We start from the raw sequence: 24,664 nt of genomic DNA, 5'->3' as shown, positions 1-24,664 counted from the left end.
ATCCATACCCCACCCCAAAGGGCAGAGCTGGGGTTCAATAAATTGGCATTGAACATAGTGCACGCTGTTGAGTTCTCAAGAAACGGACGCACCCGAGTTTCAGCCTCGCGGCCTGCCCTCAGGGCAACCTATCTATCGTACCACCTCTGAAAGGAACCGGGCCACAAGGCCCGCGGCCGATGAAACGGCGTGAGGCACAACGCGAACGTTGGGTTCTTACGAGGTGGGTTTTCATCTTAGGCTTGAAATCACCGAGTCGCAATGCGACTTCGAGGCTATTTGGCTAAGAATCTCGCTCACTCGGCCGGTTCGCTCTGTGTCAGTGACCCAGTCGCTTTCCGCTCCGCCGTGGCGATGAGTAAGAATTTACGCGGATCCCGGGGTCGTGCCAAATCGGGCTCGCATCCCGGGCGTGTCGCGGCGGCTCGACGCGGTGGAGTGCGCCAAGACCGCCCGGTCGGGGCCGCATTCCACCTCAGTTCACCTCGTCGGGGTGCGCACTGACGCGTCCCTCGCGCTCCAGCGCGGTGATCGCCTCCATCTCGGCTGCATCGAGTTCGAAGCCGAAGACGTCGAAGTTCTCCGCCATGCGCTCACGGCGATTCGACTTGGGGAACACGATGTGGCCGCGCTGCAGGTGCCAGCGGATGACGACCTGTGCCGGTGTCACGCCATGGGCGGACGCGGCATCCGTCACCTCTGGAAGCTCGAGCAGGGGGTACTTGCCCTGGCCCAGCGGACCCCACGCCTCGATCGCGATGCCGTGCTCCTCCGCGAAGGCGGTGGTCTCGGGCTGCTGATGGGCGGGGTGCAGCTCGATCTGGTCGACGGCCGGCACGGTATCGGTCTCGGCCAGCAGCCGCTCGAGGTGGGGAACGAGGAAGTTCGAGACGCCGATCGACCGGGTGCGACCCGACGCCCGCAGCTGCTCGAAGGCCCGCCAGGTCTCGACGTAGCGGTCCTGGGCCGGCGTGGGCCAATGGATCAGATAGAGGTCGACGTAGTCGAGGCCCAGCCGTTCGAGGCTCCGGTCGAAGGCGTCGAACACCGACTGCGTGCCCTGGTCGTCGTTCCACAGCTTCGTCGTCACGTACAGCTGCTCGCGTGGGATGCCCGACGCCGCGATGGCGCGGCCGACCCCCTCCTCGTTGCCGTAGATGCGGGCGGTGTCGATGTGGCGATACCCGATCTCGAGCGCCTCGCTGACGATGCCCTCGGCCCGTCTCGGGTCGACCTTGAAGACGCCGAAGCCGAGTTGCGGCACGGAGTTGCCGTCGTTGAGCTGGATGCGAGGGACGATCGGTTGGGTCATGCCCCTCATCCCACCACGCGGGACGCGGCATCCGACAGGGGTTGCCCGCCGCCGCCCGATCGGTCATGTCCCGAGATGCGCCGCCCAGTCGTTCCCGCACGGCTTACGATGGAGGGCTGTGCTTCCCGCGATCACCTACCCCGCCGAGCTGCCCGTCTCCGGGCAGCGTGAGGAGATCGCGCGCGCGCTCCGCGACCACCAGGTGGTGATCGTCGCCGGCGCCACGGGTTCGGGCAAGACGACGCAGCTGCCGAAGATCTGCCTCGAGCTCGGCCGCGAGTCGATCGCGCACACGCAGCCGCGGCGCATCGCCGCGCGCACCATCGCCGAGCGGATCTCGGAGGAGCTGCAGATCGAGCTCGGGAGCCTGGTCGGATACCAGGTGCGCTTCACCGACAAGGTGAGCGAGTCGACCCGCGTCAAGGTGATGACCGACGGGATCCTCCTCAACGAGATCCACCGCGACCGGGAGCTGCGCCGGTACGACACGATCATCATCGACGAGGCGCACGAGCGAAGCCTGAACATCGACTTCCTGCTCGGCTACCTCAAGCGCCTGCTCCCCCGCCGCCCCGACCTCAAGGTCATCGTGACGAGCGCGACGATCGACCCCGAGAGCTTCGCGAAGCACTTCGCGGATGCGGCGGGCGAGCCGGCGCCCGTCATCGAGGTCTCCGGCCGCACATATCCCGTGGAGGTGCGCTACCGGCCGCTCGTCGCCGAATCGGGCGCCGGGCCCGACGGCGACGATGCCGACGACGAGGGGGCGGCCGCCGAGGACAAGGACGTGCAGCGGGGCATCCTCGAAGCCCTCGACGAGCTCGAGCGCGAGTCATCCGGCGACGTGCTGGTGTTCCTCTCGGGCGAGAGCGAGATCCGCGACGCCGAGGCGGCCGTGCGCGCGCATGCGGTCCGGCGCGGCGGCGTCGGCGAGACCGAGGTGCTCCCCCTCTACGGTCGGCTCTCCTCGGCCGACCAGCACAGGGTGTTCGAGCCGTCGAAGGTCGCCGGGCTGAGGCGACGGGTGGTGCTCGCGACGAACGTGGCCGAGACGAGCCTGACCGTGCCCGGCATCCGGTACGTGGTCGATGCCGGCACGGCGCGCATCAGCCGGTACTCCGTGCGGTCGAAGGTGCAGCGCCTGCCGATCGAGGCGATCTCGCAGGCCTCCGCGAATCAGCGCTCGGGTCGATCCGGCCGCACGAGCGACGGCATCGCGATCCGCCTCTACTCGGAGGAGGACTACGAGCGGCGGCCCGAGTTCACCGACCCCGAGATCCTCCGCACGAACCTGGCGGCGGTGATCCTCCAGATGGCCTCGCTCGGGCTCGGCCAGATCGAGGAGTTCCCCTTCCTCACCCCGCCCGACAGCCGTGGCATCCGTGACGGCCTCGACCTGCTCCGCGAGCTCGGCGCGATCGACGACGGCGCCGTCGGCGACGGCCCGCAGCTCACGCGCATCGGCCGCCAGCTGTCGCGCCTGCCGATCGAGCCGCGCTTCGCGCGCATGGTGCTCGAGTCGAAGGCGCAGGCCGTGTCGCGCGAGGTGCTCGCGATCGTGGCCGGCCTCACCATCCAGGACCCGCGCGAGCGACCGCTCGAGAAGCGCGAGCAGGCCGACGGGTTCCACGCTCGGTTCGTCGACCCCACCAGCGACTTCCTCACGTTGCTGAACCTCTGGAACCACCTCGAGGAACAACAGCGCGAACTCTCCGGCAGCGCGTTCCGGCGCATGTGCAAGGCGGAGTTCCTCAATTACCTGCGCGTGCGCGAGTGGCAGGACCTCTACCGCCAGCTCGTTCGGCTCGCGAAGCCGTTGGGCCTGCACGTGGCCGAGCGCGCCGGCGAGCCGAACGGCGACGGTATCCACCGGGCGCTGCTCGCCGGCCTGCTCTCCCAGATCGGGCTCCGCGACGACGCGAAGACCTCGACCGGACGCGGCGGGGCCGGCGCGGCCCGCGAGTCCGAACGAAAGGGGCGGCGCCAGCAGGCCGAGTTCGTCGGGGCGCGCAACACCAGGTTCGTGATCTTCCCCGGCTCCGCGCTCGCGAAGAAGCCGCCGGCGGCGCTCATGAGCGCCGAGCTCGTCGAGACGAGCCGCCTGTTCGCACGAACGAACGCCGCGATCGACCCGGCCTGGGCCGAGCAGCTGGCGGGCCCGCTCGCGAAGCGGTCGTTCAGCGAGCCTCGCTGGGAGCGCCGGCAGGGCTCGGCCGTGGCCGACGAGAAGGTCACGCTGTTCGGCGTGCCGATCGTGGCGAAACGGCGCATCCAGCTCTCGCGTGTCGACACCGTGCTCGCTCGCGAGCTCTTCATCCGGCATGCCCTCGTGGAGGAGGATTGGGACACGAGCCGCCTCGATCGCCGGCTGTTCTCGTTCGTGCGGGGCAACCGTGCGCTGCGCCGCGAGCTCGGCGAGGTCGAGGAGCGCACGCGGCGGCGCGACATCCTCGCCGGCGACGAAGCGGTCGTGGCGTTCTACGAGGCGAGGGTGCCGGCAGAGGTCGCGGACACGCGCGCCTTCGAGCGCTGGTGGCGCGGCGAGCACCGGCGACGCCCCGACCTGCTCACGATGACGCGCGCCGACCTGCTCGGCGAGGAGGCGGACGCGGACCGCGGCGACGGGTTCCCCGACCGCTGGCGACAGGACGACCAGACGTACTCGCTCGCCTACCGCTTCGAGCCCGGCGCCGACGACGACGGCGTGACGGTCGTGGTGCCGCTCGTGCTGCTCCCCCGCGTCGAGGCCATGGGCTTCGACTGGCAGGTGCCGGGCCTCCGCGACGAGCTCATCACCGCCATGCTCCGCACCCTCCCCAAGGTGCTGCGCCGGCAGGTCGTGCCCGCAGCCGAGTGGGCCGGGAAGATCGCCGCCGAGCTGCCCGACGGTCCCGAGGCAGGGACGGCACGCGACGCCTTCCCCGCCGTCATCGCGCACGCCATCCGCCGGCTGACGTTCGCTCCGGTCGATCCGTCGGACTTCGACCTCGACCGGGTGCCGCCGCACCTGCGCGTGACGTTCCGGGCCGTCGACGAGCGAGGTCGGGTCGCCGGAACCTCGAAGGACCTCGGCGAGCTGCAGGCGCGCCTCGCCGACCGCACCCGCGACGCGGTGGCGAAGGCGGTGACCGCGGCGCCCGGCAGCGCGGCGGGGCGCGGGCGGGCGGGGACCGCGGGGACCGCGGGCAGCGCGGGCGCCGGCGCCCGGGACGGCGGCGAGCGCGGTGCGGCATCCGTCGCTGGGACGCCATCGGCACCCGGGCCCGCCGTCGCCGAGCGCGCCGGAGTCACCTCCTGGGACTGGGACGAACTGCCGGCCCATGTCGACACCCGCCAGGCGGGCAACGTGATCCGCGCCTACCCCGCGCTCGTCGACGAGAAGACCTCGGTCGCCCTGCGGCTCGTCGCCACGGCGGAGGAGCGCGACCGGCTTTCGCGCCGCGGCATCCGTCGGCTGCTGGTGCTGGCCACGCCCACGCCGGTCGCCTATGTGCAGGAGCACCTGTCGAACGAGGAGAAGCTCGCGCTCGCCGCCAGCGCCTATACGGGGCCACGGGCCCTGCTCGACGACTGCCTCGCGGCCTGCGTCGAGGCCGAGCTGCGCACGCGTCATCCCGACGGTCTGCTCTGGACGCGCGCCGAATTCGAGGCTGTGCGCGACGCCGTCGCGGCGAGCGTCGTCGACCGGATGTTCGAGACAGTCGGGATCGTCGCCCGCATCCTGCGCCTCGCGCGGGAAGCCGACCGGGCGATCTCGGGCGCTTCGAGCATGCACCTGATGGCCGCGCTCGGCGACATGCGGAGCCAGCTCGGCGCGCTCGTGCCCTCGGGCTTCGTCTCGGCGACCGGCCTCGACCGCCTGCGGCACCTCCCGCGCTACCTGGAGGGGATCCTCCTGCGGGTGCGGAAGCTGCAGGAGAATCCCGGACGCGACCGGCAGGCGATGAACCAGCTGGAGCCGTCGATCGCCGCATTCGAGGCGGCCGGCGGGCGGATCCCCATCGACCCCGAGGGCCCCGGCCGGCTCGTGCGCGTCCGCTGGATGCTCGAGGAGCTGCGGGTCGGCCTGTTCGCGCAGGAGCTCCGCACCGCCGAGACCGTCTCGCCGCAGCGCATCGCCAAGGCGCTCGCCGGCTGACGACGAGCAAGGATCCCACGTTCGCAAGGGGTTGACCTCGCCGCCCACCCGACGCATGGTGGTCGCGGCCGGTGGCGCCCTCGCGATCCACCCGAATCACCCGATCCGAATCTCGCGAATGGCGCATCCCCCGGTTCTGCAACGACGCAGGGAGAACATCGTGAAGAGAACGCACACCATCGGAGTCGGGGCGGTGGCTGCCACGGCGGTCATCGCGCTCGCCACCAGCACCGCACCAGCGATCGCGGCCGTGCCCACCGACACGAGCGGGCTGCGAGCCGCCGTGACCGCCGACGCCATCATGGATCACCTGGCCGAACTGCAGGCGATCGCCGACGCGAACGACGGAACCCGGGCGAGCGGCACGCCGGGATACGACGCCTCCATCGACTACGTCGCCGGCCTGCTCGAAGACGCGGGCTATGAGGTGACCGTGCAGGACTTCCTCTTCAACTCGTTCCGCGAGCTGTCCGAGCCGGAGTTCGACCAGGTGTCGCCGAACCCGACGGTGTACGCACCGAACGTGGACTTCATCACGGCCGACTACTCGGGCAGTGGCGACGTGACCGCGCCGCTCCAGGCGGTCGACCTCGTGCTCCCGCCCGGGCCGGAGGCCGGCTCCTCGACGAGCGGCTGCGAGCCCGAGGACTTCGCCGACTTCGTCGCCGGGAACATCGCCCTGGTGCAGCGCGGCACGTGCGACTTCTCGGTGAAGGCCGACAACGCATTCGACGCGGGCGCCGTGGGCGTCATCATCTTCAACGAGGGCCAGGAGGGCCGCACCGAGACGCTGGCCGCCACGCTCGGGGCGGAGTTCGCCGACCCGATCCCGGTCGTCGGCACCTCGTTCGAGATCGGCGACGAGCTCGCGTCGCTGCTCGAGCAGGGAGAGGTGGTCGTCCACCTGCAGACCGACACGCTCATCGAGCTCGACGTGCCCACGTCGAACCTCATCGCCGAGACGCCGACCGGACGCGACGACCGCGTCGTCATGGCCGGCGCACACCTCGACTCCGTCGCCGAGGGCCCCGGGATCGAGGACAACGGCACCGGCTCGGCGACGCTGCTCGAGATCGCCCTCCAGATGGCGAATCTCGGCATCGAGCCGCGCAACACCGTGCGCTTCGCATGGTGGGGCGCCGAGGAGGCCGGCCTCGTCGGGTCGCAGTACTACGTCGACTCCCTCACGAAGCGCCAGGCGAAGGACATCAGCCTCTACCTCAACTTCGACATGATCGGCTCGCCCAACTTCGGCCGGTTCATCTACGACGGGAACGGCGACGCCTTCGGCACCTCCGGCCCGAACGGAAGCGCCGGCATCGAGGGGGTCTTCGAGGACTACTTCGCCTCGCAGGACCTCGCCACGGAACCGACCGCCTTCGACGGACGCTCGGACTACGACGCGTTCATCAGTGCCGGCATCCCGGCAGGAGGCCTGTTCACCGGAGCCGAGGACGCGAAGTCCGAGGACCAGGTCGCGCTCTACGGCGGCCTCGCCACGTACGAGGGCGAGCCGGTCTCGTTCGACCCGTGCTACCACCAGGCCTGCGACAGCATGGACCCGATCGGTGACGGCGCGGACGCCGGCCTCTACGCGGCGCTGAACGACGCGTACGACGGCGCACTCGAGTACGAGGGCGTGATCAGCAACGTCAACACGCTGGCACTCGAGCAGATGGCGGATGCCGCGGCGCACGCGATCCTCACGTACGCCATGTCGACGAGTGCGGTGAACGGCACGGCCAAGGCGTCCCCCGTCGCCGGGCAGCACGTCGGAGACCGTCTCGGTTCGCACTTCCGACGCTGAACGGACACGTCGGCCCTCCCTTCGGCACGGCCGCGGGGAGGGCCGACGCATGCGTCGCCGGCGCGGCGCCCCGCGTCCGGCCGCCGTCGCGTGCCACCTGCTGCCCCGGCATCCGCCTCGATAGAGTGGACGGACCGTGGGCAGCTACTCCGATCTCCTCAGAACCCCGGGCGTCGCTCGGATCATCGCCGCCCAGCTGACCGCACGATTCCCGTCGGGAATGCTGTCGCTCGCGTTCCTCCTCCATGTCGAACGGCAGACCGGCTCCTATGGCGCGGCGGGCCTCGTACTCGCCGCGACCTCGATCGGCCAGGCCGTCGCCGGGCCGCTCACGAGCCGCCTCATGGGCCGCTTCGGCATGCGACCGGTGCTCATCACCACGCTGGCCGTGTGCGTCACCGCGATCGTCACGATCGGCGTCGTGCCCATGTCGGTGCCCGCGTACATGGCGGTCGGCCTCGTCGCCGGGCTCTCCACCCCGCCTGTGCAGCCCGCCGTGCGCACGATCTACCCCAAGATGGTGAACTCGCGCCAGCTCACGCCGCTGTTCTCCCTCGACGCCTCGGCGCAGGAGATCATCTGGGTCGTGGGCCCGGTCGTGACGACGTTCGTGGCGACGCAGGTCGGCACCGTCTGGGCCATCCTGCTCGCCGCCGCCATGATGGTCATCGGCGGCGTCTGGTTCATCTCGTCGCCCGAGCTCGGTCGCGTGCGGATCCCCCGTTCCAAGCGTCGCTTCGGTGCGGTGCTGGCCCGACCGGCGGTCATGCTGGCCACGATCGTCGGCTTCCTGCTCATCGGCGCCTGCGCCGCGGTCGAGGCGGGCGTCGTGGCCGCGTTCGGTCACGACGGGGCCGAGGCCGGCATCGTGCTCGCCGTCTTCTCCGTCGGCTCGCTCGCCGGCGGCCTCTTCCTCGGCCACGTCCCCATCGGACCGTGGGCCACAGCCCGCCGCCTGCTCATCGTGTTCGTCGGCGTCGCGCTCGCGGCCTTCGCCATGGACTTCTGGTGGCTCGCGATCACGCTCTTCATCGCGGGCATCGGCATCGCCCCCGCGCTCGCCGTGCTGTTCGCCATCGTGTCGGCGAGCGTGAAGTTCAGCGACACCGCGGAGGCCTACGGCTGGGTCGGCACCGGCCAGCTCATCGGCGCGGCGCTCGGCTCGGCGCTCGCCGGGTTCCTGATCGACGGGTCCGGGGCGCAGGGCGCGTTCTGGGCCGCGTCGGGGCTGGCGTTCCTCGGCGTCGTCGCCGCCGTGATCGGGCGCCCGTGGCATCCGGACCTGCGTGGCCGCGATGCCAGCCCGATCCCCGACACCGAACCGGTGCCGCTGCAACCCAGTTGAGAGGAATCCGGATGTCCCAGCCCGTCGTACCCGCCCCGACGCTGTCGCTCGACGACGGCGCCATGATCCCGCAGCTCGGCCTCGGACTGTACAAGGTGCCGGCCGGCGACGCAGAGGCGCTCTGCCGTACCGCGATCGAGCTCGGGTACCGGCACCTCGACACGGCCGCGTTCTACGCCAACGAGGCGGAGGTGGGGCGCGCCGTGCGCGGGGCGCCCGTGGCGCGGGAGGAGCTCTTCGTCACCACCAAGGTCTGGAAGGACGACAACGGCTTCGACACCACGATGCGCGCCTTCGACGCGAGCATGGACCGGCTCGGCCTCGACTCGCTCGACCTCTACCTCATCCACTGGCCGGTGCCGTCGACCGACCGCTATGTCGACACGTGGCGAGCGCTGATCCGGCTGCAGGAGGAGGGCCGCGTGCGATCCATCGGCGTGGCCAACTTCCATCCCCACCACATCGAGCGCCTCGTCGCCGAGACCGGGGTCGCCCCCGTCGTGAACCAGGTGGAGCTGCATCCGTGGCTGCCCCAGGCGGCGGTGCGCGAGTTCGATTCGGCACGCGGCATCCGCACCGAGGCGTGGTCGCCCCTCGCACGCGGCCGGGTGCTCGGCACGCCGCTGCTCGACGACCTCGCCGACAAGCACGGGCGCACACCGGCGCAGATCGTGCTGCGCTGGCACGTCGAGCTCGGCAATGTCGTCATCCCGAAGGCGTCGTCGGCAGCGCGGCTGCGCGAGAACCTCGACGTCTTCGACTTCGCGCTCGACGACGAGGACCTCGCGGCGCTGGCCACGCTCGAGACCGGCGAGCGCACCGGCCGCGACCCCGACCTCGACTGAGCCGCAATCCGATCGTGACCCGACTCCCAGCACGGGCCCAGACATCGCATTCCTGCCCGGCAATACAGTGAGCGCATGAGACGACTCGCACCCGCGGCGGCCGCCGCCGCGATCACCGCACTGCTCCTCTCCGGATGCTCGATGGGAGCGCACGACTCCACCGCGCCGATGGTCGAGGCCCCCGCCGGTCCCGTCGCACCCCAGCCGGGCGAGGCGCAGGACCAGGCCGCCGACCAGTCGGCGGAGTCGGCAACGTCGCCCGCGTCGGGCGCCGATGCCGATGCGGCCGACCGCAGCGTCATCACCACCGGCTGGGCCTCGGTCACCGTCGACGACCCCATCGCCGCCGCGGAGGATGCCGCGACGATCGCCGAGGACGCCGGCGGCCGCGTCGACAACCGCTCCGAGAGCCCCGGCACCGACGCGCAGCCGCCCAGCGCATCGCTCACGCTGCGCGTGCCGTCCGACGTCGTGGACGACGTGGTCGACGAGCTTCGGACGCTCGGCACCGTCAACTCGGTGTCCATGAACGCGTCGGATGTCACGCAGCAGCGCCAGGACCTCGACGGCCGCATCGAGGCGCTCACCGTGTCGGTCGACCGCCTCACGCAGCTGCTCGCCACCGCCACGACGGTGACCGACCTCATCGCCATCGAGTCGGAGCTGACCACCCGGCAGGCGGAGCTGGACAGCCTCACCCAGCAGCGGGACTCGCTCGTCGACCAGGTCGACTACGCCACGATCGGCCTCGAGCTCGTGACCGCGGCGGCCGCGCCCGACCCCCGGCCCGACGATTTCTGGAGCGGCATCGTGGTCGGCTGGAACGCCCTCGTCGGCTTCGCCGCGTGGCTCGGGGTGGCGATCGGCGTGGCCCTGCCGTGGCTGCTCGCCGCGCTCGTCACCGGCGCCGTCGTCATCCTCATCGTCGTGCTGACCACCCGCCGGCGGCGGCCGGCCGATCACACGACGGCCGCCCCGCGCCACGACTCGCCCGAGGCGTAGTCTGGCGTCGTGAGCGCGACGCCAGACTCCGTCCTCGACGATGAACTCCTCGAACGGGTGCGCGAGCGCGCCGCCGGATACGACCGCGACAACGCGTTCTTCGACGCGGACCTCGCCGACCTCCGCGCAGCCGGGTACCTCACGGCCCTCGTGCCGGAGGAGTACGGCGGGCTCGGCTGGAGGTTCGAGGACGCCGTGCGCGCGCAGGGGCGCCTGGCCGGCGCGGCACCGGCCACTGCACTCGCCGTGAACATGCACCTCGTGTGGACCGGCGTCGCGAAGATCCTCCGCGATCGGGGCGACGACACGCTCGACTTCCTGCTGCGCGAGGCCGGTGACGGCGAGGTCTTCGGGTTCGGCATCAGCGAGGCCGGCAACGACCTCATGCTGTTCGGGTCGCGGACCGCGGCCGAACCGCAGCCGGACGGCGGCTACCGCTTCAGCGGGCGGAAGATCTTCACCTCGCTCTCTCCAGCGTGGACGAGGCTCGGCACGATGGGCCTCGACACGTCGTCGGCCGATGCACCGAAGATCGTCTACGCGTTCATCGATCGGGAGGATCCCGACATCCGGATCCTCGACGACTGGGACACTCTCGGCATGCGTGCGTCGCAGAGCCGCACGACGGTGCTCGACGGCGCGTTCGCGGCGCCCGACCGCATCGTGCGACGCCTCGACCCGGGCCCGAACGCCGACCCCCTCATCTTCGGCATCTTCGCGAGCTTCGAGCTGCTCCTCGCCGCGGTGTACTCAGGGATCGGCGCCCGCGCGCTCGACCTCGCGGTGGCGGCCGCCCACCGGCGCACCTCCATGAAGCGCGACGGCGCACCGCTCGCACAGGACCCCGACATCCGCTGGCGGGTCGCCGACGCGGCGATCGCCCAGGACGCGATCGAGCCGCAGCTGCTGGCCATCGCCCGGGACCTCGACGGGCTCGTCGACCACGGTTCCCGCTGGTTCGCCAAGCTGGTCGGCGTGAAGGTGCGCGCGACGGAGACGGCGAAGCACGTCGTCGACCAGGCGGTGCGCGTCTCCGGCGGCTCGTCGTACTTCTCGGGCTCGGAGCTCGGGCGGCTGTACCGCGACGTGCTCGCCGGGATCTTCCACCCGTCCGACGACGAGTCGGCGCACAGCACGGTGGCCAACGCCTGGCTCGGTCCCGTCGAGGGCTAGCGTTCGACGCTAGACTGGCGGCGCGGTGTCGATGCCGCGCCGAGCAGCTGGAGGTCCCTGTGAACGTCGTCGCCTTCCTCATCGCGATGGGATTCTTCGTCCTCGGCATGTGGCTCATGGGCTTCGCGTTCGAGGTGCCGGCCTTCCAGGCGGTCACGTTCTTCGGCGGCATCCTCTGCGTGGCCCTCGCCGTGGCGATCCCGGTGAACATCCTCGGTCGCGCCGACGGCGTCTGACGGGTGACCCTTCCGCGTCGCGACACCCGCGTCACGTACCCGGGCGGTGCCCTCGAGGCGATCACCCGAGTCGTCCACGTCGCGCCCGCCAGTGATGGCCTGCTGGCCGTCTTCACCGAGTCCACGAGCTTCCATCCGGTCGACGTCGCATGGCCCGACCAGCCCGCCGACGCCGGCGTCATCCGCGGCGCCGCGGGTGACGTGGTCGTGCGCGATGCCGTCGTCGCCGCCACTGACGGCGAGGCGCTGCACCTCGGCTCCGAGATCCCCGTGCGCACCGGCGCCGACGGCTGGGTCTTCCTCGTCGCGCACCTCGTCGACGCCGACGCGGCCATCGCGGAGGGCGACGAGGTGACCATCGAGGCGGATGCCGCGACGCGGCGCGCCCTGTCGACCGGCCACACGGCCTGCCACGTCGCCTCGCTCGCGCTGAACCGGGCACTCGCCTCCCGCTGGTCGAAGCCGACCCGCGAGGATGCCCTCGGCAGTCCCGACTTCGACGCCGCGGCGATCTCCTCGTCGCGCATCGTGCCGAACGGATCGGTGGACCGCTACCGGCTCAACAAGTCGCTGCGTCGCGCCGGGTTCGACGCGGCGTCGCTGACCGGAGATCTCGAGGCGCTGCAACGCGAGGTCGCCGAGCAGCTCGACGCCTGGCTCGCGACCGGCGGGGCCGTTCGGGTGGACGCCGCAGGCGACGGGCTCACCGACCGACGCACCTGGGTGTGCGAGCTGCCCGACGGCACCGCGCGCATCGCGTGCGGCGGCACGCACCTCACCTCGCTCGCCGGGCTGTCGGCGATCGTGCCCTCGTTCTCGCTGGTCGACGATGGCGGGACCCCGGTGCTCGAGATGACGAACGAGGCCCGGCTCCGACACTGACGGGCCGGTGCCGACGACACCGTGCGGCGGGGTTACGATAGCGCTCGTGGGTATTCATATCGAGAAGGTCGACCTTCCCGGGATCGGCGTTCGCCACGACCTCGTCACCGAGGGCGGCCGGCGGATCAGCGTGGTCTCGCACCGGGACGGTGAGCGCGACCTGGGCGTCTTCGACATCGACGACCCCGACGCCTGCCGCGACTCCATCCCCTTGAACGACGACGAGGCGGCGGCCCTGGCCGACGTGCTCGGAGCATCCGTCATGCTCAGCCGGCTGCAGAGCCTCAGCGACGAGACCGCGGGCCTCTACACCGAGCAGATCGCACTTCCGACGGACTCGCCCTACCTGAATCGCACGCTCGGCGACACGAAGGCTCGCACGCGCACGCACGCGTCGATCGTGGCCATCGTGCGCGACGGGGCGATCATCCCCTCCCCCACGCCGGCAGAGCGGCTGCGCGCGGGCGACGTCATCGTTGGCGTCGGGACTCGTGAAGGACTCGACGGAGTAGCCAGGCTCCTCTCCAACGGCCCCGGCTGAGGCGGCCTGCATGCACGAGACCACGCTGCTCCTCATCGAAGTCGGCGCGCTGCTTCTCGGCATGAGCCTGCTCGGGCGTCTCGCCCTCCTCATCGGCATCTCGCCGATCCCGTTCTACCTGCTGCTGGGCCTCGCCTTCGGCGAGGGCGGGGTGATCCCGCTCGACGCGAGCGCGGAGTTCCTGCAGACCGGTTCCGAGATCGGCATCATCCTGCTCCTCGCCCTGCTCGGCCTCGAGTACACGGCGACCGAGCTCTTCACGAGCCTGAAGTCGGCGCGGGTGCCCGGCATCCTCGACGCCATCCTGAACGCCATTCCCGGCGCGGCCCTCGCGCTCCTGCTCGGGTGGGGACCCGTCGCCGCGGTGGCGCTCGCCGGCGTCACGTGGGTCTCGTCGTCGGGCGTCATCGCCAAGCTCCTGCGCGACCTCGGCCGGCTCTCGAACCGTGAGACCCCCGCGATCCTCGCCGTCCTCGTGATCGAGGATCTCGCGATGGCGTTCTACCTGCCGGTCCTGTCGGCCATCGTCATCGGGGTGAGCCTCCTGCAGGGCGCGATCTCGGTCGCGATCGCGGTCGGCGTCGTGGCGCTCATCCTCTACGTCGCGCTCCGGCACGGTCACATCGTGTCGCGGCTGTTCCCGGCCGACGAGTACGAGCCCCTGCTGCTCGGCGTGCTCGGGCTCACCATGCTCGTGGCCGGGCTCGCCGCGCAGGTGGGCGTCTCCGCCGCCGTCGGCGCGTTCCTCGTCGGCATCGCGCTCTCGGGACGGGTCGCCGCGAACGCGAGCCAGGTGCTCACCCCGCTGCGCGATCTCTTCGCCGCGACGTTCTTCGTGTTCTTCGGGCTGACGAGCGACTCGTCGGGACTCATCCCGATGCTGCTTCCCGCGGCCGCGCTCGCGGTCGTCACCATCTTCACGAAGCTCGTCACGGGCGCCTACGCGGCCCGACAGGCCGGGGTGGGCACCCTCGGCCAATGGCGCGCCGGGCTGTCACTCGCCCCGCGCGGCGAGTTCTCGATCGTCATCGCGGGCATCGCCGTGGCCGCCGGCGTCGCGCCCGCGATCGCCCCGCTGGCCACCGCCTACGTGCTGATCACCATCATCGCCGGCACGTTCCTCGCCCGGCTTCCGGATGCCGCGTGGTTCAGGGCCGCCGTGCGCCGCCGCGCTGCCCGGACCACCGCGGCGACCGGCTCGGCCTGACGCCGGGCGACTCAGTCGGCCGGATGCTCGGCCGCGGCCGCGGCATCCGCGCGGTCGGCGGCGGCGACGAGATCGAGCTCGGCGTCCGCGGCATCCGCTGCCTCGAGGAGTTCGCGGACCCGGGGCACGACGAGCGTGGCGTACCGTTCGATGCTGCCCATCATCGCCTCGTGCGGCAGGGTGCCATTCGAGTACTTCAGGTCGAAGCGCACCGCACCGACCGTGCGCATGGCCGCGGCGATCTTCTGCGCGACGGTCTCGGGCGAGCCGGCGTAGAGGGCGCCGTTCGGTCCGGCCTCGCCCTCGAAGTGCTCACGCGTGACCGGGCCCCAGCCGCGCTCCCTGCCGATGCGGTCGATGATGACCTTGTAGTGCGGCCACAGCACGTCCAGGGCCTCGGCGTCGCTGTCGGCGATGAATCCGGGCGAGTGGATCGCGACCGGCTGCTCGGGATGCCCGAACTGGGAGAGCGCGCGGCGGTAGAGGTCGGCGAGCGGAGCGAAGCGCGCCGGGCTGCCGCCGATGATCGCCAGCACGAGGGGCAGGCCGTAGTGGGCCGCACGCACGACGGACTCGGGACTGCCACCGACACCGACCCAGGTCTTCAGGCGCCCGTGCTCCACGGGCGGGTAGACGAGCTGGTCGGTGAGCGGGGGCCGGAGCTCGCCGCTCCACGTGACGGGCTCCTGCGGCAGCAGTGCCGAGAAGAGGTTGAGCTTCTCCTCGAAGAGCTCCTGGTACTGCTCGAGGTCGAAGCCGAACAGCGGGAACGACTCGATGAACGAGCCGCGACCGAGGATGACCTCCGCGCGGCCGCCCGACAGCCCGTCGAGCGTGGCGAAGCGCTGGAAGACGCGCACGGGGTCGTCGGAGCTCAGCACCGTCACGGCCGAGCCGAGGTGGATCCGCTCGGTGCGCCCGGCGATCGTCCCGAGCACGACCTCGGGCGCGGAGACGGCGAACTCGTGCCGATGATGCTCGCCGATGCCGAAGAAGTCGAGGCCCAGTCGATCCGCGAGCATCGCCTCCTCGACGACGTTGCGCAGCACCTGTGCGTGCGGCAGTGGAGTGCCGTCGGGCCCCGCCGTCACGTCACCGAAGGTGTCGAGTCCGAATTCGTAGCGCTCGGCCATGTCCTGCCTCTTCTCCGCGTCTGCATGCGTACGCATCTTCCACGCCAACCCGCGGCACGCCGAGCGTATTCCCAGGACCCGGCGAGCGCGCGGGAATGCCGAAGGCGGCACCGGCGTTGCCGGATGATGTCGACGCATACATCGGGAGCGTCGGCGAGAATGGAGGCGTGGACGTGACGGATCGGCCGGTCATCGGCATCTTCGGTGCGGGCAAGGTGGGCACTGCGCTCGCCCGGCTGCTCGTGGCATCCGGGTACGACGTCCTCATCGCCGGCTCGCCGCGACAGACCGCGCTCGACCTGCTCGTCTCGGTGGTCGCGCCCGGCGCACGAGTCGTCACCCCCTCCGCGCTCGTCGAGGGCGCGGACGTCATCATCGTGGCCGTGCCGTTCGGCAAGGCCGGCACCGTGCCCTGGGAGGACTTCGGCGGGCGCATCGTCGTCGACGCCATGAACTACTGGCCGCCGGTCGACGGGCACATCGCCGCCATCGACGACGACGAGCGGTCGACGAGCGAGATCAACGCCTCCCGCAATCCGCTCGCCCGGGTCGTGAAGTCGCTGAACCACGTCGGCTACCACGAGATGGAGGACGACGCGATGGACGCGGGATCCCCGCTGCGCCGAGCCCTCGCCGTGGTCGGCGACGACGCCGACGCCCGCGCCGTGATCGCCCGACTCATCGACGACATCGGGTTCGACGCGGTCGACGGCGGACCGCTCGCCAACGGGCGGGCACTCGAGCCCGGCCATCCCGCGTTCGGCCGCGAACTGTCGGCCTCGGAACTCGCGGCCCTGCTCTCGCCGGCGGCCCACCTCGCCGCCTGACCTGCCTCAGGCGGCCTGCGAGATGCGGACGGTGTTGCCCGACGGGTCGCGGAAGGCGCAGTCCCGGGGGCCCCACGGCTGGTCGATGGGCTCCTGGAGCACCTCGGCCCCCGAGGCCCGCACCGTCTCGAACGTCGCGTCGATGTCGTCGGAGCTGAAGACGAGCATCGGCAGGACGCCCTTGGCGAGCAGCTCCTGCATCGCGTCGCCGTCGGCCTTCGAACGGCCCGCGTGCGGCTCGGAGAGCACGATGCCCAGGCCGGGCTGGGCATCGCTGCCGAGTGTGACCCAGCGATGCTTCCCCGAGGCCACGTCGTTCACCACCTTCAGGCCGAGCGCGTCGCCGTAGAAGGCGATGGCCTCGTCGACGTCGTTGACGGTGATGTTGGTGTACTGGAGTGCGATGGTCATGGAGGCGACTCTAGGCCGCGCTCACGCCACCGGCTTCTCCGATCCTGCTCGATGCGTTCCGCACCGGACGGGTGTGCGCCTTGGCGACGCAGGAGGGCATCGCGTTGACGGCGTCGTGCTCCCGGCTGCGGTACGCCGACGGCGACTCGCCGACGATCTCGGAGAATCGCGAGCTGAACGACCCGAGCGAGGTACAGCCGACCGCCATGCAGGCGTCGGTGACGCTCACGCCGGCGCGCAGCAGCGCCATGGCGCGCTCGATCCTGCGGGTCATGAGGTAGCTGTAGGGCGTCTCGCCATACGCCGCGCGGAACTGCCGTGAGAAGTGCGCGGGCGACATGAGCGCCTTCTCGGCCATGGTCGGCACGTCGAGCGGCTTGGCGTAGTCGCGGTCGATGAGGTCGCGCGCCCGGCGCAGGTACACCAGGGTCTCGAGCTCCTGCGGGGTCATGTTCCCGACGCTAGCATTCGGCGCCGCAGTTGTCAGCGGCGGGACCGCCCGAGCCCGTGCCGACCGGGACGCTCGACCCACTAGGGTGAATCCACCCCCACCCGAAGGAGCCTCGATGACGCGTGCTGCCAGACTCGGACCGGTCGCCGCCATCGTCGGCTTCCTCGCGTTCGTGGAGTTCACGAGCGGCATCCTGCAGGGCTACTACACGCCACTGCTGACCGACATCGCCCGCCACCTCGGCATCCACGACGCCGACGTGAACTGGCTCGAGGGCACCCAGCTCATGCTCTCGGCCCTCGTCGTGCCCGCGTTCGCGAAGCTCGGCGACATGGTCGGCCACAAGCGCATGCTGGTGTGGTCGACGGCCATCACCGCCGTCGCGTCCACGGCGCTCGCGTTCACCGACCAGTTCTGGGTGTTCCTCGCGGCATGGGCACTGCAGGGGTTCTACGTCGTGTGGCTCCCCCTCGAGATCGCGCTGATCTGGTCGCGCAGCCGGTCGGCCGAACGCCCCGCCGCGATGACGCGCAAGGCGGCGGGCCTGCTCGTCGCCGCCCTCGAGTTCGGGGCGATCGCCGGGGCGCTGGCGGCCGGCGCCCTCGCCGACGTGCTGCCGATGCAGGTGCTGCTGCTCATCCCCGCCGTCGCCGTCGTGCTGTGCCTCGTGGTCGTCGTGTTCGGCGTGAAGGAGTCACCCGGGCTCGCCGGCGGCCGTTTCGACACGGGCGGCCTGGTACTGATCTCCCTCGCGCTCCTGGCGCTCACCGGCGGGCTCAGCCTCATGCGCCTCAACGGCCCCGCCGACCTGCTGAGCTGGGCGCTGGTGCTGCTCGGCGCACTGCTCGTGATCCCCTTCGCGCGGTACGAGCTCCGACACGACGACCCGCTCATCGACGTGCGCATGTTCCGTTCGCCGTCACTCTGGCCGGTCTTCCTCACCGCGGGCCTCTTCGGCGTCAGCGTGCTCGGGGCGCAGGCGCCGCTGTCGACGTTCGCACGCACCGACGTCGCCGAGGTCGGCTACGGGCTCGGCGCCACGAGTTTCCAGACCTCGCTCCTCGTCGGCTCCTACGTGCTCTCCCTCGTCGTCGGCGCCATGCTGTTCCCACTCGTGACCCGTTGGATCACACCTCGCGTGGCGCTCATCGGCGCCAGCGCGCTCGTGTCGCTCGGGTACCTGCTGTTCCTGCCGTTCCACGAGGGATACGGCCAGGTGCTCGCGAACATGGTGATCGCGGGGATCGGCTCGGGTGCGCTCGTGGCCGCGCTCCCCGCCGCGGCCGCCGCGGCCGCCCCCGCGCACCAGACCGGCGTCGCGACCGGACTCACCAACTCGGTGAAGACGGTCGGCGGCGCGATCGCGTCGTGCGTGTTCGGCATCGCGCTCCTCGGTGCGGCCGGCGAGGCGGCCACGGGCACCGCCGGCTCCTTCGCCGGGTACGTCACCGTCTGGCTCGTCTGCGGCGTCACCGCGGCCGTCGCGGCCGTGCTGCTCGCGTTCGTGCCCAAGCTGGCGTTCTCGGATGCACCAGCGGTCGAGGGTGCCACGGTCGTACGCTGAGTCCGAGCGCCACCCGAGCGAGGGAGCAGTCGATGACGGATGCCGCGGAGTTGGTCGCGACGCTCGAGGGGCTCGCCACCGTGGCCGAGCGCGAGAAGTACACGCGGTACTTCCCGCCCGACCCCGACGCGCCCTTCATCGGGGTGCGGATGGGGGCGGTGTTCGACCTCGCCAAGACCGCACTCGACCTTCCGATCCCCGAGCTCGAGGCGCTGCTCGAGCGGCCGACCCACGAGGTGCGGGCACTCGCCTGCAGCATCATGGGCAAGTCGGCGGCGGCCAGGAAGGCCACCGACGGGCGACGGACCGACCTCTACGAGCTGTACCTCCGGCGGCACGACCGCATCGACCAGTGGGACCTCGTGGATCTCGCCGCACGAGACGTCGTCGGAGGCTACCTGCTCGACCGCGACCGCTCGCCGCTGGCCCGCCTCGCGGCATCCGGATTCTGGCCCGAGCGCCGCACCTCGCTCGTGGCGACGTTCGCGTTCCTGAAGCGCGGCGAGCTCGACGACGCCTACCTCCTCGCCGAGACGCTCGCCGCGGATGCGGAGCCGTTCGTGCAGAAGGCGCTCGGCTGGGTCCTCCGCGCCGCCGGCGACCACGACCGCGCTCGCCTCATCGCATTCATCGAGCCGAGGGCGGCGACCATGCCGCGGGTGGCGCTCCGCGCCGCGATCGAACACGTCCAGAAGGACGAGCGCGCGCGTCTGCTCGCCATCCGCTGAACGGCCGGCTGCGGCATCCGCCCCGACGCCGAACCGGTCAGGCGAGCGAGCGCTTCTGCCGTCGCCGGGCGCCGAGGTCGAGGAGGCCCACCGCGAACGCGACGGCGATGAACATCGCCACGGCGAGCATGCCGAGGCCGTAGGCATCGTGGTAGACACTGAGATCGCCCGAGTCGGCGGTGCCCGTCTCGCGGTAGATGGTCGCGTAGAAGAGCGACAACGTGACCGCCGTACCCACCGCCGTGCCGATGCGCTGGCCGAGTTGACCGACCGATCCGGCCAGGCCGCCCTGCTTGACCGGGATGTCGGCGAGGGCGAGCGTCTGGTTCGGCGAGATCACGAGCCCTCCGCCGAAGCCGGCGACGACCATCGCACCCGCCATGGCCCACGGGGTGATCTCGGGCGACGTGAAGAGGGCGGCGAGCACGAGCAGTCCGATCCCGACGAGCACCGTGGCGAGGCCCACCACGACCAGGGGCCGGCCGAGCCGGTTCACGAGGTTGCCGCCGATCCACGACGATACGGCGCTCATGAGGGCGAACCCGATGCTCACCATGCCCGCGAACACCGGTGCCAGGCCCAGCCCGTGCTGGAGGTAGAGCGTCGTCAGCAGGAACATCGACGGCGCCGCCGCGAAGTACGTCGAGGCGAGCACCGTGCCGTTGCGATACGAGCTCACGCCGAACAGCGAGAGGGGTACGAGCGGGTGGCGTCCGGATGCCGCGTAGTGCCGTTCCCACGCGACGAAGCCGCTCGCGGCGATGACGAAGACGACGAGCAGCCACCACCGGGCGGGATTGTCGTCGGGCGACCCGGTGGTGAAGAGGAAGGGCCACATCAGCGAGACGATCGTGACGGCGAAGAGCAGGAGGCCGACGGGGTCGAGCTCGAGCGGCCGTGACGACCTGGTCCTCGTGTCGGGGAGGAGCCAGAGCGCCAGCGCGATGGCGGCGAGCGAGAGGGGCACGTTCATCCAGAAGATGCCGCGCCAGCCGTCTTCCGGGCCGCCGATCGCGATCGCGAGCCCGCCGAGCGTCGGGCCGAACGCCGTCGCGATGCCGATCGTCGCGCCGAACAGGCCGAACGCCTTCCCGCGCTCGGCGCCCTGGAACAGCTGCTGGATCAGGCCGAGCACCTGCGGCATCTGGATGCCGGCCGCGACACCCTGCAACAGCCGCGCCACCAGCAGGAACTCGCCGGTCGGCGCGAGGGCGCAGGCCAGGCTCGTGACCGTGAAGAGGCTGAGCCCGATCACGAAGAGCGCACGGCGCGAGCGCTGGTCGCCGATGCGGCCCGCCGGCACGAGCGTCAGCCCGAACGCGAGCACGTAGCCCGACACGATGAGCTGCAGCTCGGTGGACGTCGCGCCGAACGCCGACTCGATCGACGGCAGCGCGACGTTGACCTTCGTGAGGTCGAGGATCGTCAGCCCGGCGACGGCGACGCACACCCAGTACGCACGCCAGCGCTTCGCGTCCGTCAGCGGAATCGACTGCGTGGGCGTGGGCTGCGACATCTCGTCCACCCTACGCCCGCGTCCAAGTCGAACGGAGAACGGCCGGCATCCGAGTGGATGCCGGCCGTCGAAGTGGACCCAGGGGGATTCGAACCCCCGACCTTCTCATTGCGAACGAGACGCGCTACCAACTGCGCCATGGGCCCGAGCGAGAACGACTCTATCATTTCTCGCAGGGTGGTTCGGACCACGCCACGGTGCCGGTCAGCCGACCTGGCGGCGTCGTCGCAGTACGGCATCGAGGTCGTCGAAGCCGGGCGCCGCGTCGTCGATGATGCCCATGCGGGCGTAGGGGCTGGCGGGTTCGAGCCGTTCGCGAGCGGATGCCGCGGGCTCGGCCGGCCCGGCGGATGCCACGGCCGCGGGGGCGATCGACGGCACGGCCGGCTCCAGTCGCTCGACCCGGCGGGCGACCTCGGCGTCCAGCTCGGCGCGCTTGAGTTCGGCGGCCGCCTCGACCGAGGCCATCGCCATCGCCGCGATCGTGCCGCGTGAGAGGTGCAGCGGCTTGGGCAGCGGCCGCGGTACCCAGCCGTGGTCTTCCGCCTCGGGCTCGGGGAGCTCGATGGGCTCGAACGGCACGGTCTCGGGTGCCGCCAGCGGGGCAGCGGCGACGACGGAGGGCACGCGGACGCGCGCCAGGCGGGCGAGCAGGCCGAGCGCGACGATCACGCCTCCCGCTCCGACGCCCGCGATGAGGAACGTGGCGCCGAAGGCCGTGGCGACGAGGCCGAGGACGACGGTGAGCAGCGAGACGAGGAGGAAGAGCGAGCTGAGTCCGCGACGCCGGCGAAGCGCGCGGCGCCGGCGCGCGGCATCCGTCGCCGTCACCGGTGCCGGCGTCGCGCCCGACGGCCGATCCGTCACGGTGGACGAGGTCGCAGCGGGCGCCGTCACGACCGTGATCGGCTCGGTGGCCGTCGCCTGCGCCGCAGCCGCGAGCTCGCGAGCGGTGGCAGCGGCGTCCTCGGCCGCGAGGCGTTCGGCGATCGCGAGGAGCTCGGCAGCCTCCGCCTCGAGCCGGGCGGTCTCCTCGTGCTCGTGCAGGATGCGCTGCTGGACGGCGACCTCGCGGGCGGTCGCCTCGACGCGCACCTCTTCGGGGGTCTCGCTCGTCTCGGCGAGGATGCGGAGCGTCTGCTGCAGGCGCACGGCGTTGCGCTCGGTGTCGAGGTACTGACGGCGCCGGAGCCAGCTCGGCAGCAGGTACGCGATCCAGAGCGCCGCGGCCGCCGCCACGAGCACCCCACCGCCGATCACGTCCATGCGACCACGCTAGGTCACGGTGGACGATTGGCTCCGCTCGTCGCGGGCGTGTTCAGCGATCGGCGACGTGGAGCGGGTACGCGGCGGCGGCGCGGTCCTCCGCCGGGATGCGCGCGGCATCCGCCGGCACCTGTCCGTCGCGCCAGCGGCGGAGGACTCCGCGCGGCACCTCCTCGGCCACCAGGGCGAATGAGAAGTGGTCGCGCCACTCGCCGTTGATGTGGATGAACCGGCGCCGCAACCCCTCGTAGCGGAACCCGAGCTTCTCGACGACGCGCAGCGACGGCTGGTTCTCGGGCCGGATGCAGATCTCCATGCGGTGCAGGCGCAGCACCGAGAAGCAGTAGTCGGTCGCGAGCGCGACGGCAGTGGGCGTGATGCCCCGGCCCGCCACCGACTGCGACACCCAGTAGCCGATGGTCGCCGACGACAGCGACCCGAACGTGATCGACGACACGTTCAACTGCCCCACCAGTTCGCCGTCGAGCTCGATGACGAACGGCAGCGCGTGGCCGGTGCGGGCGTGGGCCAGGAGGTTCCGGATGCTGGCCCGCGTGTCGATGAACGACCCGCCGCCCGGGTACGTGGCCTCCCACTGCCGGAGCCAGCCGCGATTGTCGAGCAGCACGCGCTCGAGCACCTTCGCATCGCGTGCGCGGATCGGCCGCAGGGTGACGTCCCCGTCACGCAGCGTGGGGATGGCGGCCGTCGCCATGGATCAGCTCCGGCCGAAGCCGGCGACGTAGTCGACCAGCCAGGGCTTCAGCTCGGGACCGAGGTCGTCGCGGTCGGCGGCGAGCTGCACGACCGCCTTGATGTAGTCGAGCTTGTCGCCGGTGTCGTAGCGGCGCCCGCGGAACACCACGCCGTAGACGCCGCCCGTGCCCTCGACATCGGCCGCCATCTCCATGAGGGCGTCGGTGAGCTGGATCTCGCCGCCCTTGCCCGGCTCGGTGTGCTCGAGCACGTCGAACACGCCGGGCTTCAGCACGTAGCGTCCGATCACGGCGTAGTTCGACGGTGCGACGTCTTTCGCGGGCTTCTCGACGAGTCCGGTGACGCGGACTACGTCGGGGTCATCGGTGGGCTCGACCGCCGCCGCGCCGTAGAGGTGGATGGAGTCGGGGTCGACCTCGAGGAGGGCCACGATCGTCGCGCCGCGACGGTCGTGCTCGTCGAGCATGCGGGTCAGCAGCGGGTCGCGCGGGTCGATGAGGTCGTCTCCCAGGAGCACCGCGAACGACTCGTCGCCGACGTGCTTGCGTGCGCGCAGCACGGCGTGGCCGAGGCCCTTGGGGTCGCCCTGTCGCACGAAGTGCACGTCGGCGAGGTCGCTCGACTCCTGCACCTTCGAGAGCTTGGCCCCGTCGCCCTTCTCCTCCAGCGTGTGCTCGAGCTCGGCGACCCGGTCGAAGTGGTTCGCGAGCGCGTTCTTGTTGCGACCGATGATCATGAGCACGTCGTCGAGGCCGGCCGCGACGGCCTCCTCGACCACGTACTGGATCGCGGGCTTGTCGACGACCGGGAGCATCTCCTTGGGCATCGCCTTCGTCGCCGGCAGGAATCGCGTGCCGAGGCCCGCGGCCGGGATGACGGCCTTCGTGATCCGTTGAGTCATGCCGACAGCGTAACCGGATGTCGCGACACGGCGCAGGGCCGACGCCGAGTCGTCGTCGTCCTAGGATGTCTGCCATGCCCGACGATCCGGACGTCCAGAAGCGCGTGCTGCGCGCCGAGCTCCGGGAGCGCCGCCAGAACATGCCGGCTCACGAGCGGGAGCTCGCGACGGAGGGCTTCACCGCGCGCCTCCAGGAGCTCGTCGGGTCGACCGACGCCGAGTCCCTGTCGTGCTACCTCTCGATGCCGACCGAGCCCGACACGCGGCCGTTCGTGAACTGGGCTGAGGCCCGCGGCATCCGTGTGCTGTTCCCGATCACCCGCGAGGACGGGCTGCTCGACTGGACGGTCGGCGAGGAGGAGGTCGAGACGCAGGGCCTGCACGGCATGCCCGAGGCGGTCGGCGAGCTGCTCGGCCCGATGGCGATCAACGACGTCGACCTCATCCTCGTGCCGGCCGCCGCGGTCGACGTCACGGGCATGCGACTCGGCTGGGGCCGGGGCTATTTCGACAAGACCCTCGGTTCGATGGGAAAATGTCCCCCGGTGTACGCCGTCGTCTTCGACAGCGAGTTCGTCGAGCGGGTGCCGCGCGAGGTGCACGACCAGGCCGTGAACGGCGTCGTGACGCCCACGCGCATCATCGCGTTCTGACCGGCGCAC

The 24,664-nt window shown here is 71.3% G+C and carries 22 protein-coding genes and 1 tRNA gene; 14 read left to right on the top strand and 9 right to left on the bottom strand.

All coding sequences use genetic code 11. From position 1 onward, the window contains the following. Positions 1 to 475 precede the first annotated feature (475 nt). A complete protein-coding gene (locus tag J2X63_RS13090; protein ID WP_309977737.1) occupies positions 476 to 1,312 on the bottom strand; it encodes an aldo/keto reductase in 837 nt (278 codons plus the stop codon). 118 nt (positions 1,313 to 1,430) lie between these two features. Here J2X63_RS13090 and hrpA point away from each other — a divergent pair, with 118 nt between their 5' ends. From hrpA to J2X63_RS13040, 10 genes are all read left to right on the top strand, one after another. After that, positions 1,431 to 5,450, top strand: coding sequence for an ATP-dependent RNA helicase HrpA (hrpA, locus tag J2X63_RS13085; protein WP_309977735.1), 4,020 nt, complete (start codon positions 1,431 to 1,433; stop codon positions 5,448 to 5,450). 160 nt (positions 5,451 to 5,610) lie between these two features. After that, positions 5,611 to 7,257, top strand: coding sequence for a M20/M25/M40 family metallo-hydrolase (locus J2X63_RS13080; protein ID WP_309977733.1), 1,647 nt, complete (start codon positions 5,611 to 5,613; stop codon positions 7,255 to 7,257). A 136-nt stretch (positions 7,258 to 7,393) separates the two neighbouring features. Next, positions 7,394 to 8,602 (top strand): MFS transporter, encoded by a 1,209-nt coding sequence (locus tag J2X63_RS13075; protein ID WP_309977731.1) that lies wholly within the window; start codon positions 7,394 to 7,396, stop codon positions 8,600 to 8,602. Positions 8,603 to 8,613: 11 nt separating this feature from the next. Continuing rightward, complete coding sequence (locus tag J2X63_RS13070) at positions 8,614 to 9,447, top strand: aldo/keto reductase (protein ID WP_309977729.1); 834 nt, start codon at positions 8,614 to 8,616, stop codon at positions 9,445 to 9,447. A 75-nt stretch (positions 9,448 to 9,522) separates the two neighbouring features. Then, the gene (locus J2X63_RS13065; RefSeq protein WP_309977727.1) at positions 9,523 to 10,449 is read left to right on the top strand and encodes a DUF4349 domain-containing protein; all 927 of its coding nucleotides are present in this window, start codon (positions 9,523 to 9,525) and stop codon (positions 10,447 to 10,449) included. Between the two features lie 9 nt (positions 10,450 to 10,458). Further along, the gene (locus J2X63_RS13060) at positions 10,459 to 11,622 is read left to right on the top strand and encodes an acyl-CoA dehydrogenase family protein (protein WP_309977726.1); all 1,164 of its coding nucleotides are present in this window, start codon (positions 10,459 to 10,461) and stop codon (positions 11,620 to 11,622) included. A gap of 59 nt (positions 11,623 to 11,681) precedes the next feature. After that, positions 11,682 to 11,858, top strand: a complete 177-nt coding sequence (locus tag J2X63_RS13055) for a hypothetical protein (protein ID WP_203230734.1) — start codon at positions 11,682 to 11,684, stop codon at positions 11,856 to 11,858. A gap of 3 nt (positions 11,859 to 11,861) precedes the next feature. Continuing rightward, the gene (locus tag J2X63_RS13050) at positions 11,862 to 12,740 is read left to right on the top strand and encodes a metal-dependent hydrolase (RefSeq protein WP_309977723.1); all 879 of its coding nucleotides are present in this window, start codon (positions 11,862 to 11,864) and stop codon (positions 12,738 to 12,740) included. A 46-nt stretch (positions 12,741 to 12,786) separates the two neighbouring features. Beyond that, on the top strand, positions 12,787 to 13,281 hold the full coding sequence (locus J2X63_RS13045) for a cation:proton antiporter regulatory subunit (protein WP_309977721.1): 495 nt from the start codon (positions 12,787 to 12,789) through the stop codon (positions 13,279 to 13,281). A gap of 10 nt (positions 13,282 to 13,291) precedes the next feature. Beyond that, on the top strand, positions 13,292 to 14,488 hold the full coding sequence (locus tag J2X63_RS13040) for a cation:proton antiporter (RefSeq protein WP_309977718.1): 1,197 nt from the start codon (positions 13,292 to 13,294) through the stop codon (positions 14,486 to 14,488). Between the two features lie 11 nt (positions 14,489 to 14,499). Here the strand turns inward: J2X63_RS13040 and J2X63_RS13035 are convergent, their stop codons facing one another. Continuing rightward, positions 14,500 to 15,621 carry an LLM class flavin-dependent oxidoreductase gene (locus J2X63_RS13035; protein WP_309977716.1) on the bottom strand — a complete coding sequence of 374 codons (1,122 nt, stop codon included), beginning with the start codon at positions 15,619 to 15,621 and terminating at the stop codon, positions 14,500 to 14,502. Between the two features lie 167 nt (positions 15,622 to 15,788). Between J2X63_RS13035 and J2X63_RS13030 the strand changes: the two genes are divergently transcribed. Then, positions 15,789 to 16,448: an NAD(P)-binding domain-containing protein gene (locus J2X63_RS13030; protein WP_309977715.1), complete on the top strand. Its 660-nt coding sequence runs from the start codon at positions 15,789 to 15,791 to the stop codon at positions 16,446 to 16,448. 6 nt (positions 16,449 to 16,454) lie between these two features. On the opposite strand, the gene J2X63_RS13025 is transcribed toward J2X63_RS13030, so the two are convergent. Together J2X63_RS13025 and J2X63_RS13020 are read right to left on the bottom strand one after the other, a co-directional pair. Next, positions 16,455 to 16,859 (bottom strand): VOC family protein, encoded by a 405-nt coding sequence (locus J2X63_RS13025; protein ID WP_309977713.1) that lies wholly within the window; start codon positions 16,857 to 16,859, stop codon positions 16,455 to 16,457. Positions 16,860 to 16,869: 10 nt separating this feature from the next. Then, positions 16,870 to 17,310, bottom strand: coding sequence for a helix-turn-helix transcriptional regulator (locus J2X63_RS13020; RefSeq protein ID WP_309977711.1), 441 nt, complete (start codon positions 17,308 to 17,310; stop codon positions 16,870 to 16,872). Positions 17,311 to 17,425: 115 nt separating this feature from the next. Between J2X63_RS13020 and J2X63_RS13015 the strand changes: the two genes are divergently transcribed. Further along, a complete protein-coding gene (locus J2X63_RS13015; RefSeq protein WP_309977709.1) occupies positions 17,426 to 18,874 on the top strand; it encodes an MFS transporter in 1,449 nt (482 codons plus the stop codon). A 32-nt stretch (positions 18,875 to 18,906) separates the two neighbouring features. Beyond that, a complete protein-coding gene (locus J2X63_RS13010) occupies positions 18,907 to 19,602 on the top strand; it encodes a DNA alkylation repair protein (RefSeq protein ID WP_309977707.1) in 696 nt (231 codons plus the stop codon). Positions 19,603 to 19,639: 37 nt separating this feature from the next. On the opposite strand, the gene J2X63_RS13005 is transcribed toward J2X63_RS13010, so the two are convergent. From J2X63_RS13005 to galU, 5 genes are all read right to left on the bottom strand, one after another. Further along, positions 19,640 to 21,118, bottom strand: a complete 1,479-nt coding sequence (locus J2X63_RS13005; protein WP_309977706.1) for an MFS transporter — start codon at positions 21,116 to 21,118, stop codon at positions 19,640 to 19,642. Between the two features lie 73 nt (positions 21,119 to 21,191). Next, positions 21,192 to 21,264: transfer RNA gene (locus tag J2X63_RS13000), tRNA-Ala, on the bottom strand. A 58-nt stretch (positions 21,265 to 21,322) separates the two neighbouring features. Further along, a complete protein-coding gene (locus tag J2X63_RS12995; RefSeq protein WP_309977704.1) occupies positions 21,323 to 22,384 on the bottom strand; it encodes a hypothetical protein in 1,062 nt (353 codons plus the stop codon). Positions 22,385 to 22,436: 52 nt separating this feature from the next. Further along, the gene (locus J2X63_RS12990; RefSeq protein WP_309977702.1) at positions 22,437 to 23,099 is read right to left on the bottom strand and encodes a GNAT family protein; all 663 of its coding nucleotides are present in this window, start codon (positions 23,097 to 23,099) and stop codon (positions 22,437 to 22,439) included. Between the two features lie 3 nt (positions 23,100 to 23,102). Further along, positions 23,103 to 24,002: a UTP--glucose-1-phosphate uridylyltransferase GalU gene (gene galU, locus J2X63_RS12985; protein ID WP_309977701.1), complete on the bottom strand. Its 900-nt coding sequence runs from the start codon at positions 24,000 to 24,002 to the stop codon at positions 23,103 to 23,105. A 74-nt stretch (positions 24,003 to 24,076) separates the two neighbouring features. Here galU and J2X63_RS12980 point away from each other — a divergent pair, with 74 nt between their 5' ends. Further along, on the top strand, positions 24,077 to 24,655 hold the full coding sequence (locus J2X63_RS12980) for a 5-formyltetrahydrofolate cyclo-ligase (protein ID WP_309977699.1): 579 nt from the start codon (positions 24,077 to 24,079) through the stop codon (positions 24,653 to 24,655). The last annotated feature ends 9 nt before the right edge of the window (positions 24,656 to 24,664 follow it).

It is taken from the genome of Agromyces sp. 3263 (genome assembly GCF_031456545.1).
Classification (GTDB): Bacteria; Actinomycetota; Actinomycetes; order Actinomycetales; family Microbacteriaceae; genus Agromyces.
The sequence above is the reverse complement of the archived record's forward strand: the minus strand, read 5'-3'. Positions and strand labels throughout refer to the sequence as shown.

What these genes read in the sequence shown, in the direction of transcription:
- J2X63_RS13090 (WP_309977737.1), bottom strand. Translation starts at nt 1,312, where the DNA reads ATGACCCAACCGATCGTCCCTCGCATCCAGCTCAACGACGGCAACTCC.
- J2X63_RS13070 (WP_309977729.1), top strand. Translation starts at nt 8,614, where the DNA reads ATGTCCCAGCCCGTCGTACCCGCCCCGACGCTGTCGCTCGACGACGGC.
- J2X63_RS13065 (WP_309977727.1), top strand. Translation starts at nt 9,523, where the DNA reads ATGAGACGACTCGCACCCGCGGCGGCCGCCGCCGCGATCACCGCACTG.
- J2X63_RS13040 (WP_309977718.1), top strand. Translation starts at nt 13,292, where the DNA reads ATGCACGAGACCACGCTGCTCCTCATCGAAGTCGGCGCGCTGCTTCTC.
- J2X63_RS13035 (WP_309977716.1), bottom strand. Translation starts at nt 15,621, where the DNA reads ATGGCCGAGCGCTACGAATTCGGACTCGACACCTTCGGTGACGTGACG.
- J2X63_RS13025 (WP_309977713.1), bottom strand. Translation starts at nt 16,859, where the DNA reads ATGACCATCGCACTCCAGTACACCAACATCACCGTCAACGACGTCGAC.
- J2X63_RS13020 (WP_309977711.1), bottom strand. Translation starts at nt 17,310, where the DNA reads ATGACCCCGCAGGAGCTCGAGACCCTGGTGTACCTGCGCCGGGCGCGC.
- J2X63_RS13015 (WP_309977709.1), top strand. Translation starts at nt 17,426, where the DNA reads ATGACGCGTGCTGCCAGACTCGGACCGGTCGCCGCCATCGTCGGCTTC.
- J2X63_RS13010 (WP_309977707.1), top strand. Translation starts at nt 18,907, where the DNA reads ATGACGGATGCCGCGGAGTTGGTCGCGACGCTCGAGGGGCTCGCCACC.
- J2X63_RS13005 (WP_309977706.1), bottom strand. Translation starts at nt 21,118, where the DNA reads ATGTCGCAGCCCACGCCCACGCAGTCGATTCCGCTGACGGACGCGAAG.
- J2X63_RS12995 (WP_309977704.1), bottom strand. Translation starts at nt 22,384, where the DNA reads ATGGACGTGATCGGCGGTGGGGTGCTCGTGGCGGCGGCCGCGGCGCTC.
- J2X63_RS12990 (WP_309977702.1), bottom strand. Translation starts at nt 23,099, where the DNA reads ATGGCGACGGCCGCCATCCCCACGCTGCGTGACGGGGACGTCACCCTG.
- galU (WP_309977701.1), bottom strand. Translation starts at nt 24,002, where the DNA reads ATGACTCAACGGATCACGAAGGCCGTCATCCCGGCCGCGGGCCTCGGC.
- J2X63_RS12980 (WP_309977699.1), top strand. Translation starts at nt 24,077, where the DNA reads ATGCCCGACGATCCGGACGTCCAGAAGCGCGTGCTGCGCGCCGAGCTC.